At 57.6% G+C, this 12,758-nt stretch carries 11 protein-coding genes and 1 tRNA gene; 4 read left to right on the plus strand and 8 right to left on the minus strand.

Annotated features, from left to right (window positions below):
• Window positions 1–28: 28 nt before the first annotated feature.
• Together RA27_RS16155 and RA27_RS16160 are read left to right on the plus strand one after the other, a co-directional pair.
• Complete coding sequence (locus RA27_RS16155) at window positions 29–1,351, plus strand: ammonium transporter (protein WP_039541195.1); 1,323 nt, start codon at window positions 29–31, stop codon at window positions 1,349–1,351.
• A 159-nt stretch (window positions 1,352–1,510) separates the two neighbouring features.
• A complete protein-coding gene (locus RA27_RS16160) occupies window positions 1,511–1,876 on the plus strand; it encodes an STAS/SEC14 domain-containing protein (RefSeq protein ID WP_039541197.1) in 366 nt (121 codons plus the stop codon).
• 58 nt (window positions 1,877–1,934) lie between these two features.
• On the opposite strand, the gene RA27_RS16165 is transcribed toward RA27_RS16160, so the two are convergent.
• The 4 genes from RA27_RS16165 to RA27_RS16180 all read right to left on the minus strand — a co-directional run bounded on the left by RA27_RS16165 (window position 1,935) and on the right by RA27_RS16180 (window position 4,908).
• Window positions 1,935–3,119, minus strand: coding sequence for an amino acid aminotransferase (locus RA27_RS16165; protein ID WP_039541200.1), 1,185 nt, complete (start codon window positions 3,117–3,119; stop codon window positions 1,935–1,937).
• Complete coding sequence (gene sseA / locus RA27_RS16170; RefSeq protein ID WP_039541202.1) at window positions 3,119–3,973, minus strand: 3-mercaptopyruvate sulfurtransferase; 855 nt, start codon at window positions 3,971–3,973, stop codon at window positions 3,119–3,121. The genes RA27_RS16165 and sseA overlap by 1 nt, the downstream gene beginning before the upstream one ends.
• A 93-nt stretch (window positions 3,974–4,066) precedes the next feature.
• On the minus strand, window positions 4,067–4,336 hold the full coding sequence (locus RA27_RS16175) for a hypothetical protein (RefSeq protein ID WP_039541205.1): 270 nt from the start codon (window positions 4,334–4,336) through the stop codon (window positions 4,067–4,069).
• On the minus strand, window positions 4,333–4,908 hold the full coding sequence (locus RA27_RS16180) for an XRE family transcriptional regulator (protein ID WP_039541207.1): 576 nt from the start codon (window positions 4,906–4,908) through the stop codon (window positions 4,333–4,335). The genes RA27_RS16175 and RA27_RS16180 overlap by 4 nt, the downstream gene beginning before the upstream one ends.
• A gap of 104 nt (window positions 4,909–5,012) precedes the next feature.
• Here RA27_RS16180 and ilvD point away from each other — a divergent pair, with 104 nt between their 5' ends.
• The gene (gene ilvD / locus RA27_RS16185) at window positions 5,013–6,845 is read left to right on the plus strand and encodes a dihydroxy-acid dehydratase (protein WP_039541209.1); all 1,833 of its coding nucleotides are present in this window, start codon (window positions 5,013–5,015) and stop codon (window positions 6,843–6,845) included.
• 164 nt (window positions 6,846–7,009) lie between these two features.
• On the opposite strand, the gene RA27_RS16190 is transcribed toward ilvD, so the two are convergent.
• On the minus strand, window positions 7,010–7,828 hold the full coding sequence (locus RA27_RS16190) for a sulfotransferase family protein (RefSeq protein ID WP_039541212.1): 819 nt from the start codon (window positions 7,826–7,828) through the stop codon (window positions 7,010–7,012).
• 144 nt (window positions 7,829–7,972) lie between these two features.
• On the opposite strand from RA27_RS16190, the gene RA27_RS16195 reads away from it, so the two are divergent.
• Window positions 7,973–9,550 carry a DUF5928 domain-containing protein gene (locus RA27_RS16195; RefSeq protein WP_039541215.1) on the plus strand — a complete coding sequence of 526 codons (1,578 nt, stop codon included), beginning with the start codon at window positions 7,973–7,975 and terminating at the stop codon, window positions 9,548–9,550.
• A gap of 38 nt (window positions 9,551–9,588) precedes the next feature.
• On the opposite strand, the gene RA27_RS16200 is transcribed toward RA27_RS16195, so the two are convergent.
• The 3 genes from RA27_RS16200 to RA27_RS16210 form a co-directional block, all read right to left on the minus strand.
• Entirely contained in the window at window positions 9,589–11,085 is a 1,497-nt protein-coding gene (locus RA27_RS16200; protein ID WP_052265327.1) for an aldehyde dehydrogenase family protein, read from the minus strand.
• An 18-nt stretch (window positions 11,086–11,103) separates the two neighbouring features.
• On the minus strand, window positions 11,104–12,210 hold the full coding sequence (locus RA27_RS16205; protein ID WP_039541216.1) for a saccharopine dehydrogenase NADP-binding domain-containing protein: 1,107 nt from the start codon (window positions 12,208–12,210) through the stop codon (window positions 11,104–11,106).
• Window positions 12,211–12,650: 440 nt separating this feature from the next.
• A tRNA-Met gene (locus RA27_RS16210) sits at window positions 12,651–12,727 on the minus strand.
• Window positions 12,728–12,758 lie beyond the last annotated feature (31 nt).

A 12,758-nucleotide genomic window follows, 5' to 3' on the forward strand; every position in this document is an offset into this window, starting at 1 on the left:
CTCACTCACAATCACTCGAGGACTGACAATGAACCTGATGAAATCTCTCATCCCTGCCGTCGTGATCGTCGCACTGCCGCAGGTGGGTCTTGCACAAGAGGCTGCCAGTGGCGAGCCCGCGCAACACACTCAATACATTTTCACCACGCTTCTGTTCCTGATGGGCGGCTTCCTGGTGTTCTTCATGGCCGCAGGCTTTGCCATGCTCGAAGGCGGGCTGGTGCGGTCCAAGAACGTCGCCATGCAGATGATCAAGAACATCGCGCTGTTTTCGATTGCCGCGATCATGTACTGGTTGATCGGTTTCAACCTCATGTATCCCGGCGATGGCTGGACCATCTCGGGCTGGCTGGGCCCGTTCTTCTCGACCACCGTGCTAGATCCGGTGGGCGTCGGCGCAGATGCAGCTGCGCTTGACTATGCCTCGATCGGTTCGGATTTCTTCTTCCAGTTGGTCTTCGTCGCGGCAACAGCCTCTATCGTATCCGGCGCGGTGGCTGAACGGATCAAACTGTGGCCGTTTCTCGCCTTCGTGGTTGTCCTGACCGGCATCATGTACCCGATTTCGGGCTCGTGGCAGTGGGGCGGCGGCTGGCTGTCCGAGGCTGGATTCTCTGACTTCGCGGGTTCGACCATCGTTCACTCGGTTGGTGGCTGGGCCGCGCTGGCAGGTGCCATCATCCTTGGGCCGCGTATTGGTAAGTACAAAGACGGCAAAGTACACCCGATGCCCGGTTCGAACCTGGCTTTGGCCACCCTGGGTACGTTTATCCTGTGGCTGGGCTGGTTCGGCTTCAACGGTGGCTCGCAACTGGCAATGGGCACAGTCGGAGACGTATCGGACGTGTCACGCATCTTTGCCAACACCAACATGGCCGCCGCATCCGGTGCCGTTGCAGCCCTGATCATGACGCAGGTCATGTACAAAAAGCCTGACCTGACCATGGTGCTGAACGGTGCGCTCGCCGGTCTGGTTTCGATCACCGCTGAACCGCTGGCACCGACCCTGTTCGGTGCTCTGTGGATCGGTGCCGTGGGCGGTATCATCGTGGTCTTCGCTGTTCCGATGCTGGACAAGTTCAAGATCGACGATGTCGTCGGTGCGATCCCGGTTCACCTGTTCGCCGGAATCTGGGGCACCATCGCAGTTATCTTCTACGGCGAAGCGAGCCTTGGGACTCAACTGATGGGGATTGCGGCATATGGTGTCTTTACCTTCGTGGGCGCCATGAGCCTCTGGACTATTCTCAAATCCACGATTGGTATCCGTGTCAGCGAAGAGGATGAAATCAACGGTCTCGACATGGCAGAATTGGGGATGGAAGCCTATCCCGAGTTCTCCAAGGGCTAATACCCCAAAATCACAGCATTGGAATGGTCCGGCAATTTGCCGGGCCATTTTAACTTTTCTTAAACTGCTTGAATTGGGCATTCTGGTGCATAGCTGCAATACGAAACTTGATCGCCTAACCATCTATCGAAAAACAATAAATATGAACTGGGGAGAGCTATGTACAAGGTACTGGACCAAAGCGAGGGCAATGTCCTTGGCCTGGAGATTTCGGGCAAGATTGACATCACGCAAGAACGTGAACTGATCGCCAAAGCCGAGGCCATTCTCAAGGACCACGACAAGATCCGCCTGCTAGTGGTCGTCGATAAAGGTCTGTCTGCCACGTTTGAAGCGGCAAAGACCGACATGGCGTGGGTCATCAAGAATGTGAAGAAGCTTGGAAAGCTGGCGATTGTCGCGGACAATGCCTTTCTGGGTCATTTGGTTGAGATCGATGCGAAATTCGCATCCATGCTCGACATCGGTGAAAAGCACTTTACCACCGATGAGGTCGACGAGGCGTGGGCTTGGATCAAAGCCTGATTACGTTGATCCCATTACAAAAAAGCCGCGAAATTCGCGGCTTTTTTTATAACCAGGTTTAGCAACCGACGTCCACAATCGCCTTGGCCAAGGTCGGGACCGTCTCCGCGTTCAGGCCCGCTATATTCAGGCGGCTGTCGCCGACCATGTATATACCATGTTCGACCCGCATCTTTTCGACCAGCTCGGGTGACGCCCCAAGGCGTGAGAACATGCCGCGGTGCTGTGCGACGAATCCAAACCGATCCGATCCGCTGAGGCGTTGCAGCTCATCGGCCAGCTGCTGACGCAGGCCGAGCATGGACAGGCGGACCTCTTCCAACTCTGTCGCCCAGTCAGCGCGCAGGGCATCGTCATTCAGGATCGTCGTCACCACCCGTGCGCCGTGATCGGGCGGGAACGAGTAGTTCTGACGGTTCAGGAATGCCAGCGTGGACTGGTTCAGCGCCGTCTGCGCCGGATCATCGCTAATTGCCATTAGCAGGCCGGTCCGTTCGCGGTAAACGCCGAAATTCTTCGAACACGACGCTGCGATAAGGCAACGCTTGACGGAAGAGGCGACCAGACGGGTCGCTTGTGCATCCTCTTCCAGGCCATCGCCAAAGCCCTGATAGGCAATGTCGATCATTGCAACGAGACCGCGCTCGTTGATCAGTTTCACGACCTCCTGCCACTGCACCATGTTCAGGTTGGCACCGGTCGGGTTGTGGCAGCAGCCGTGCAGCAGCACCACGTCGCCTGCATTGGCAGACTTCAGGTCCTCAATCATTCCGTCGAAATCGACACCACGGGTTTCACCATCGAAGTAACGATACTGAACCGTCTCCATCCCCAGGTAGTTCAGGATCGACAGATGGTTGGGCCAGGTCGGGTTCGACACGAACACACGCGCGGAAGGATTGGCCATGCGGATCATCTCGAACGCCTGACGACACGCGCCGGTACCACCGGGGGTGGCTACAGCGGCGATATTGCCGCGCGGCACCGCCTCCCCGAGTATCAGGCCGATCATTGCATCCGCAAAGGCCGGATCACCGGCCAGACCGGTATACGACTTGCTCTCCTGCTCTTCGAGAATGCGCTTTTCCGCAGCCTTCACCGCACGCATCACCGGGGTGACCCCCGCGGCGTTCTTATAGACACCCACACCCAGGTCGATCTTCTGATCGCGCGGGTCGTCGCGGTACATCTGCATCAACGCCAGAATCTTGTCGGCGGGCTGCGGTTTGAGGTTCTCGAACATCAGTTCTCTCCGGTTGCGACGGGCAGGGTTGGGAAGGCACCCCATTCAGCCCAGGAGCCGTCATAAAGCGAGTGGTCTTTCTTGCCCATGCGTTCCAACGCCAGGCTGAGGATCGCGGCGGTCACGCCCGACCCGCAAGAGGTTATGGCAGGTTTCGACAAGTCCACGCCTGCAGCCTCGAACACGGCGCGGCAGTCTTCGGGCGACTTCATCGTGCCGTTCTTGTTCAGCAGCGTTCCAAAAGGCACGTTGCGCGAACCGGGGATATGACCCGAACGCAGACCTTCGCGCGGCTCGGTCTCGGTCCCGGCGAACCGGGCCGCCGCGCGGGCATCGATGATTTCGTGATCGGCCAGCTTCGCGGCTGACGAAACCTGCGTCACATCGCGAACAAGGTGGTTCTGCACGCGCACCGTCATATGACGGTCACGGATCACCGGGGGCAGATCCTCAACCTCTCGGCCCTCGGCCTGCCATTTGGGCAATCCACCATCCAGAACAGCGATGTTTTCCTGCCCCATCAGGCGGAACAACCACCAGACCCGTGCCGCCGACATCAAACCCGCGCCATCATAGACCACCACCTGATGGCCATCGCCCACGCCCATAGCCCGCAGGCGCGACATGAATTTTTCGACCGGAGGCGCCATGTGCGGCAAATCCGAACGATGGTCGGAAATCTCATCAATATCGAAAAAACGCGCCCCGGGGATGTGGGCCGCCTCATATTCCGCCCTGGCGTCCCGCGCTTGCTGCGGCAGGTACCACGATCCATCCAGAATCCGCAGATCCGGGTCCTTGAGATGAGCGGCAAGCCATTCGGTAGAAACGAGGGTTTTTGGATCGTCCTGCATCAAAGCCTCCCCTAAGCGAGCTTGGTTTGTCCCTATACGCGGCGGGTTGCGGGTTCAAGGCTGGATAGCGCTAGCGTTCCTGCCATGCAGGATTTATCCCATCCGACGCAGGCGAAAGTGCTGGATGATCCCAATCACGCTGATGATGATCCAGAAGCCTTCGATCAGCATCGATGCCAGATTGAAGTTCTGCATCAGCGAAAACACGATCAGAACCGAGCCGACCAGGTTCACCACCGGAAAGGCCAGATCGTCCGAGTTCATCATACGCATCTGAGTGGCAAAATAAGCCACAACGACGATCAATGCTCCGAAAGAGCCGATGGCGTCGATGAAGGTCAGGCTGTCAAAAAATGCAGTCATTGGGATGTTCGATCCTGTTCGAAAAGTTCGGTCGATTGCGAATAGTGGTGCATGTTGAGGAAAGCCGCCCCCCGATCACCGGCGCGGTACCCGTGCGGTACGTCAGCCGCGAACCGCAACCCCTGACCGGCTTGCAATGGAACCCATTTGTCATTGCGCAGGATCTCCAGCACTCCGCTGAGCACAAAGACCTCCTCGGTCACCCCTGCGGCATGAGCCGGCGACTTGTGGCTTTGGTTCGGGGACAGCTCAACATGGAATGTCTCTGCGCCCAGTGCGGGATCAAACGGAAAAACAATCTTGACCTCGATACTGCCCGGAAACGTCACGGTGCTGAACACATCGGTATCCGTTGTGTCGCGCATTGCGGCGGTACCGATCAAAGCGCTCAGCGGAAGCTGGAAGCCCTTCGCGATCTTCCACAAGGTGGCGATGGTCGGGCTTGATTCGCCGCGCTCGATCTGGCCCAGCATGGCTTTACTGACCCCGGTCAGGTCGGCCACCTTGGACAGGCTCAGCCCAGATGCCGCACGGACATCCCTTAGTTTCAGCGTTAACTCGTCCGATTCCATACCCAAGCCCTGCGATTTGCCTTGTGCGTTATAACGTACATATGATACGTGCGCTATAACGTACACACCCAATATCGCAGCTTGGGCAATAGGGAAACAGCATCATGCCAATGTACCGATCCAGAACCTCCACCCATGGCCGCAACATGGCCGGTGCCCGTGGCCTGTGGCGCGCCACAGGGATGGGAGACGACGATTTCGGCAAGCCGATCATCGCCATCGTCAACTCGTTCACCCAGTTCGTGCCCGGTCACGTTCACCTGAAGGATCTGGGCCAGATGGTCGCCCGCGAGGTCGAGGCCGCAGGAGGCGTGGCAAAAGAATTCAACACCATCGCGGTGGACGACGGAATCGCCATGGGTCACGACGGGATGCTGTATTCCCTGCCCTCGCGCGAGGTCATTGCGGACTCGGTAGAATACATGGTCAACGCCCATTGCGCGGATGCAATGGTCTGTATTTCGAACTGCGACAAGATCACGCCCGGCATGTTGATGGCAGCCATGCGGCTGAACATCCCGGCGATCTTCGTCTCGGGCGGACCTATGGAAGCCGGAAAGATCGATATCGCCGATCTGGACGCCAAGAAAATCGATCTTGTGGATGCGATGGTTGCTGCGGCGGATGACAAGTTCACCGACGAGCAGGTCCAGCATATCGAGGAAAACGCCTGCCCAACCTGCGGGTCCTGCTCGGGCATGTTCACCGCCAACTCGATGAACTGTCTGGCCGAAGCTCTGGGGTTGGCTCTGCCCGGCAATGGCTCGACGCTGGCCACCCATTCCGACCGCAAAGAACTGTTCCTTGAGGCCGGTCGCCGCATCGTCGAGATTACCAAGCGCCACTACGATCTGGACGAGAAAGGCTTCCTGCCGCGCGAAATCGCCACGTTCGACGCGTTCGAGAACGCCATGAGCCTTGATATCGCAATGGGTGGGTCCACCAACACCGTGCTGCACTTGTTGGCGATCGCGCATGAAGGTGAAGTGCATTTCACAATGTCGGATATGGATCGCCTGAGCCGCCAGGTGCCCTGTCTGTGCAAAGTCGCGCCCAACATCGAAAACGTGCATATGGAAGACGTCCACCGCGCTGGCGGTATCTTCTCGATCCTCGGCGAACTCAGCCGCGCGGGGTTGCTACATGAGGATTGCCATACGGTGCATTCGGGCACGATGGGAGAGGCGATTGCCAATTGGGATATCAAGATCGCCAATAACCCGAAGGCGCAGGACCTGTTCAAGGCCGCGCCGGGGGGCGTGCGCACCACGCAGGCCTTCAGCCAGTCGAACCGTTACAAGGAACTGGACACTGACCGCGAAGGCGGCGTGATCCGCTCGAAAGAACACGCATTCAGCCAGGATGGCGGTTTGGCAGTGCTGTTTGGCAACATCGCACGCGACGGCTGTATCGTGAAAACAGCCGGTGTCGACGAGAACATCCTGAAATTCACCGGTTCGGCCTATGTCTGCGAAAGTCAGGATCAGGCCGTGAACGATATCCTGACCGGCAAAGTGAAAGAGGGTGATGTGGTTGTCATCCGGTATGAGGGTCCGCGCGGCGGGCCCGGTATGCAGGAGATGCTGTACCCGACCTCATATCTTAAATCGAAAGGCTTGGGCAAAGCCTGTGCGTTGCTGACAGATGGTAGGTTCTCGGGCGGCACATCGGGCCTGTCAATCGGTCACGTCTCACCAGAAGCCGCCGAGGGGGGTGAGATCGGTCTGGTGCAAACCGGTGACAAGATCGAGATCGACATTCCCAACCGCACCATTCATCTGGCGGTGTCCGACGAAGATCTCGCGGCCCGACGTGAGGTACAGGACGAAAAAGGCTGGCAACCCGCCAGCCCGCGCAAACGTAAGGTGTCGACCGCACTCAAGGCATACGCGAAGCTTGCAACAAGTGCCGCTAAAGGCGCTGTCCGTCAGGTTTGATTCAGCGATAGTAGGGCTCCTCCCGCGCCCGCTGCGCGCCATCGGCTTCGCCGATACCCCTTGCGGACTTGGGCCCGGCGCCGCGCTTTGCGCGGCGCCGGGCCCAACCAGAGGAGACGTCTCGTCAGAGACGTTGACGATGGGCGGGAGCGTCTGATCCGAGGTCAATCGCCCAGTTTCGCATGAATTTCGTCCAGATCAATCTCGCCAGTCGGCATCTTGTTTGCGGGATTTTCGAAATCGTATTTGAACAGCTCGAAATCCTGCTTGTAGATTTCATAGACCAGATGCATTGACAGATCGTCGAAGTAATCCTCAACCGGATGCGCACGTTTGGGCCCATGTCCTTCGGATTCGTTGAATCGCGGGATTTCCGACAATGTCACGGGATGCGCGGTTTCCAGATGATCCAGAACCCCCTGCATTCCATCGTTGAACTTCTCGGTCCAGAATATGCGATCATACCGGCCGCCATTTGCGATCAGGGTCGAGACATGCCCTGACATGGCCGACCAGTGAATGTCCGGGTCCATAGGTCGCCGCCAGCGGATCGTGTCACGCGCGAATAACAGGAACCGGCGAAAACTGGCGATCTGATCGAACTCACCCTTGCCGTCCTCACCCCCTACTTCGATTCCGTAGTTGTAAATCAGCGTCGGCACCAGATTGCCGCGATAGCGTTTACCATTGCGCTGGATTCCACAGATCTTGTCGAAGAAGGAGCTGAGAATTCGGGTATAGGGATTGCGCACGCAGGTAAACGTGTAAGATTCGTGCGACCGTACGTTTCTGGCGATCGGGTCCTGACTGGCGTTAAAGGCCCATTTATGCATCCCGTCTTTGGCGTCGTGAATATCGCCTTCAAAAAACCTGCCATGATCCGAGAAATACATGATCTGCCCAATCGTCGAACAGGCGCATTTCGGCACGACACGGTAGACCATGCTCTGACTTTCGGTCATCCACGTTCCGGGAAAACCCATCTGCTGCGCCTCCTCCGCCGGTCGGGACTCTGGTCGATCCCTCGGCTCTTGTCGCCAAAAAACCAAAAATATTCTGTTTATTCAATCGCTCATCCTCAGTATCACGGTTGCAAATGGGCAGAAACGGGGAATTACGAAGCGCTGATGGCAAAGATTGCCTATATTTTACTGTGTCACAAAGACCCTGACGCGATCATCGCGCAGGCCGGGCAATTGACGGCAGCCGGTGATTGCATGGCGATCCATTTCGACGCCCGCGCCAGCGATGCGGACTACGCTCGGATACGCGAAACCCTAAGCGACAATCCCAACGTCACTTTTGCGAAGAAGCGGATCAAATGTGGTTGGGGCGAATGGTCTTTGGTTCAGGCCACTCTGCATACGCTGCAAGCGGCAGTTGATCAGTTTCCGAGGGCCACCCATTTCTACATGCTGTCCGGCGATTGCATGGCGATCAAAACCGCAGAGTATGTGCACAGCTTCCTCGATGAACACGATATGGATTTCATCGAAAGCCACGACTTCTTTGAAAGCAACTGGATCAAGACCGGAATGAAGGAAGACCGGCTGATCTATCGCCACTACTTCAACGAACGCAATCAGCCGCGCCTGTTCTACACCGCCTACGAGATGCAGAAGCGGTTTGGCCTGACCCGCGAGGTTCCGGCTGACATACAGGTCATGATCGGCAGCCAATGGTGGTGCCTGCGCCGTCGCACGGTCGAGATGATCCTGGAATTCCTGCGCCAGCGCCGCGATGTGGTCCGGTTCTTCTCGACCACCTGGATTCCGGATGAGACATTCTTTCAAACCCTTGTCCGCCACCTTATCCCGAAACATGAGATCGAGAACCGTACGCTGACTTTCCTGATGTTTTCGGACTACGGAATGCCGGTTACCTTCTACAATGATCACTACGACATGTTGCTGGGGCAGAATTACCTGTTCGCCCGCAAGATCAGCCCCGAAGCGCATGAGTTGAAGGAAAGGCTGGGGCAGCTTTATGCCAGCGAAGGGGTCACGTTTCACATCTCGGATGAGGGGCGAAACCTATACCATTTCCTGACGGGGCGCGGGCGGGTCGGGCGCCGGTTCGCTCAGCGATTCTGGGAGGCGGGCAATACGCTGGGTCCCGAGCGTGAGGCGTTTTTGATTGTCTGCAAGAAATGGCATGTTGCCAAGCGGCTGGTCGAACAGATCGCATCGGTCACCATGCTGCCCTGCATCGAATACATCTATGATGAACAGGGTACACCTCTGCCCGATCTGGGTGGTATTGAGACGACGCTGACAAAGCGGTCGCGCCACCGGCGGGCGGTTGCCCGTATGTTGTTTGACCATTTCGAAAGCGATAAGCTCGTACTCTGCGTTGATCCGGCTAATCTGGACGTCATTCAGGATTTCTGCGCAGATCAGGCCCGTACGCGGGTTCTGGAAATCGAGTGTTCCTATTCAGATGAGTATCTGAGGGGCCACGCCCACCGCATCGGTCTGGCGGGGCAGAACAGCTCGCAAGACTCTCTCTCGCGACTGTTGCCGACCCTTCGCAACGCTCTGGCTTACGAATCCGAGTTGATCCGGAACACCCGGAATGAAGGGCTGTTCCATTTGCGCGAGGCGGCAGAGCGCGCGGCGAATGAGGCGGTTATAGCAGAATTTCTGGGTGTCAGTGCCGATCAGGCCAAAGCCATCATGCAACTGGATTACCTGTTCGCGGATTGAACCCGGCGGCACGAGCGGGCACCGCCGGGTAGTCGAGTTCAGATGTCGAATTTGACGCCCTGCGCCAATGGCAACTCGGCAGAATAATTCACCGTATTCGTCTGACGGCGCATGTAGGCTTTCCAGGCGTCCGAGCCGCTTTCACGCCCGCCGCCGGTTTCCTTCTCGCCGCCAAACGCACCACCGATTTCGGCCCCGGACGGGCCGATATTCACGTTGGCGATCCCGCAATCCGACCCGGCTGCGGTCAGGAACTGCTCAGCCTCGCGCATGTTCAGAGTGAAAACGCAGGACGACAAGCCCTGCGGCACGTCATTCTGGATATCCAGCGCTTCGGCAAAATCGTCATAACCCATGACGTAAAGGATCGGTGCGAAGGTTTCGGTTTTCACCGTCGGGGTCTGCCCGGGCATCTCCACGATCGCGGGTTCCATGTAGACGCCACCCGGCACGCCCTCGGTCACACGTTTACCGCCAAACACCGCGCCGCCCTCGGTCTCTGCGGCTTTGAGTGCTGCGGTCATCGCATCACCCGAAGCTTCATCGACCAGTGGACCGACCAAAGTACCCTCGGCCAGCGGATCGCCAATCGGCAAACCGGCATAGGCTTTCTTGAGGCGCGCAACCAGTTCCTCGCGGATCGAATTGTGCACGATCAGACGGCGCAGCGTGGTACAGCGTTGGCCCGCCGTCCCAACGGCCGAAAACACTATCGCCCGTACCGCCATTTCCAGATCGGCCGAGGGACCGACGATCATCGCATTGTTGCCGCCAAGTTCTAGAATGCACTTGCCGAAACGCTGCGCCACAATCGGCGCAACTGCCCGTCCCATGCGGGTGGAACCTGTGGCCGAGATCACCGGCACATTCTCGCTGGCGACCAGCGCCTCACCCAGCGCCGCACCGCCAATCAGGGTTTGCAGCAAGCCATCGGGCGCATCCCCGAACCGGGCCAAGGCACGTTCGAAAATTTTCTGACATGCCATTGCGGTCAGAGGTGTCTTCTCGGACGGTTTCCAGATCACCGGATCGCCGCACACCAGCGCCAGCGCCGCATTCCATGACCATACCGCAACGGGGAAGTTGAAGGCCGAGATCACGCCCACAGGCCCCGCCGGATGCCAGGTTTCCATCATCCGGTGACCGGGCCGTTCCGAGGCAATGGTCAGACCATAAAGCTGACGCGAGAGACCCACGGCGAAGTCGCAGATATCGATCATCTCCTGCACCTCACCCAGGCCTTCCGAGGTGATCTTACCCGCTTCCCAGCTCACCAGCGCGCCCAGATCATCCTTGGCGGCGCGCAGCTCTTCCCCCAGCAGGCGGATCAGCTCTCCCCGGCGCGGGGCCGGAACCACGCGCCATGCTTTGAACGCCGCTTTCGAGCGGGCGAAGATGGCCTCCATCTCGGACACCGGTGTCTCATGCACCTCGGCCAGAACGCCCCCATCAATCGGAGAAGTCACGCGCAAAGACCCACCGGTCAGTTCCGCGCCCGTCAGGTCTAGTTTCGCAAGAGTGGCTTCAGCAGTCATCACAACATCTTTCATATCTCAGGCCGCCTTATTCTGTTCGGTGACGTCACCGGCGCGATAGAGCCGGCCAAATTCCGTGTTCAGGAAGTCCGCAAGCTTCACCTGCTCTTGCCGGACAAAACCTTTTGACGGCAGAACACCCGTCCGCATCAGGTCAACGACACCCAGCACACCCGCTGCGGTGGTGATCTGAATCGCGCTCCACACCTGCCCGTCTATGGTGCGGGCAAAGGACTTGTTGATCAGGGATTTCTCGCGCAGCGTACCATCGACCATGCCCTTTGCAGTGCAATACACCAACACCACATCCTGATCGGTGCGCGGCAAAGCTGTCTCGAAAATCTCCTTTAACAGATCCCGGCGTCGTTCCAGACCAAGATCATTCAGCAGCAGGCGCAGAATATCCCGATGTCCGGGATAGCGGATGGATCGATAAGACACGGCCCGCGCCTTGCCTTCCAGCGTTTCCGGCAGCGTGCCCAGCCCACCCGAGGTGTTGAAGCATTCGTACTCGACGCCATCATGGCCGATTAGCTCATAGTCTTCGAGCGGTGCTGTCTTTACCCTTTCGCCATTCACAATGGCATCGCACGGGTTGCAATACTCATTGATAAGCCCGTCCGTTGACCAGGTCAGGTTGTATTTCAACGCATTGGTCGGATAGAGCGGCAGCGCCCCGACCCGCATATGCAAGCTGTCGATTTCATTGAACTCTGCAGCCAGCGCGGCACCCGCGATCCCGACAAATCCGGGTGCGAGACCACATTGCGGCATGAATGCGGTTGTACTGTTCTGCGCCAGCTCACGCACGGCATTGGTCGCGGCGACATCTTCGGTCAGATCAAAGTAATGCGCTCCGGCTGCCTTCGCCGCACGCGCAATCGCTGGTGTCAAAAAGAACGGAGCGGCAGAGATAACCGCATCAAACCCCGTTAGCCCCTTTTCCAGATCCCTGCCGTCGCGCGCGTCGATCTGCCGGGTAGCAATACCCCGTTTCTTGAATGCAGACAGGGCCGTAAGATCATGATCGGCAACCGTCACCGAATAATGTGCCGAGGTTTTCAGCAGGGTGGCGATCATCTGACCGATCTTCCCCGCACCGATTACGCAAATGTTCCAGCTCAAAACGCGCCTCCATACTTCGTTTCTTCTCAGTATGACGCGCAATCTGTCCGTAAAGCAGGGGCCATCTTGACGATATCGCCGCATAAGTCGTTATTATGACGATTGGTCTGGCAATTCGTATGATACTATCCCAAACGACTCCGCCCTGGTCAGCTTGATAAGTTTAGGCGTGGAAGATGTTTTGCATTTTTTTGATCACTTGCGAGCTCACCCAAGTTTTGAGAGTTTATGATGCCTGTATCATTTTTATGCATCATAAACTGCGACGAGCAGGCCGATCAGGTGTGATTTAGGGCGTCAGATGCAACGCTTACGTTGATTGCGGGAGCAGGCTTTGAGGCTGCGGCCTTCGTGTTATGAGCCTGACGCGGTGAAGACGTTAAGCAATTGATCCAGTGGATCAATTGTAGTGTGAACGGGCTGGTTGGATTTTCTGACACTGGTTGCGGGAGCAGGATTTGAACCTGCGACCTTCAGGTTATGAGCCTGACGAGCTACCGGGCTGCTCCATCCCGCGTCAGAGTCAGATTTTTATCATCGTGTGTTAG

The organism is Ruegeria sp. ANG-R (genome assembly GCF_000813985.1).
Classification (GTDB): Bacteria; Pseudomonadota; Alphaproteobacteria; order Rhodobacterales; family Rhodobacteraceae; genus Ruegeria.

Bases quoted from the DNA above. Each gene is read 5' to 3' on its own strand.
- RA27_RS16200 (WP_052265327.1), bottom strand. From the start codon at position 11,085: ATGACTGCTGAAGCCACTCTTGCGAAACTAGACCTGACGGGCGCGGAA.
- RA27_RS16180 (WP_039541207.1), bottom strand. From the start codon at position 4,908: ATGGAATCGGACGAGTTAACGCTGAAACTAAGGGATGTCCGTGCGGCA.
- RA27_RS16165 (WP_039541200.1), bottom strand. From the start codon at position 3,119: ATGTTCGAGAACCTCAAACCGCAGCCCGCCGACAAGATTCTGGCGTTG.
- RA27_RS16155 (WP_039541195.1), top strand. From the start codon at position 29: ATGAACCTGATGAAATCTCTCATCCCTGCCGTCGTGATCGTCGCACTG.
- RA27_RS16190 (WP_039541212.1), bottom strand. From the start codon at position 7,828: ATGGGTTTTCCCGGAACGTGGATGACCGAAAGTCAGAGCATGGTCTAC.
- RA27_RS16160 (WP_039541197.1), top strand. From the start codon at position 1,511: ATGTACAAGGTACTGGACCAAAGCGAGGGCAATGTCCTTGGCCTGGAG.
- RA27_RS16175 (WP_039541205.1), bottom strand. From the start codon at position 4,336: ATGACTGCATTTTTTGACAGCCTGACCTTCATCGACGCCATCGGCTCT.
- RA27_RS16195 (WP_039541215.1), top strand. From the start codon at position 7,973: ATGGCAAAGATTGCCTATATTTTACTGTGTCACAAAGACCCTGACGCG.
- sseA (WP_039541202.1), bottom strand. From the start codon at position 3,973: ATGCAGGACGATCCAAAAACCCTCGTTTCTACCGAATGGCTTGCCGCT.
- ilvD (WP_039541209.1), top strand. From the start codon at position 5,013: ATGCCAATGTACCGATCCAGAACCTCCACCCATGGCCGCAACATGGCC.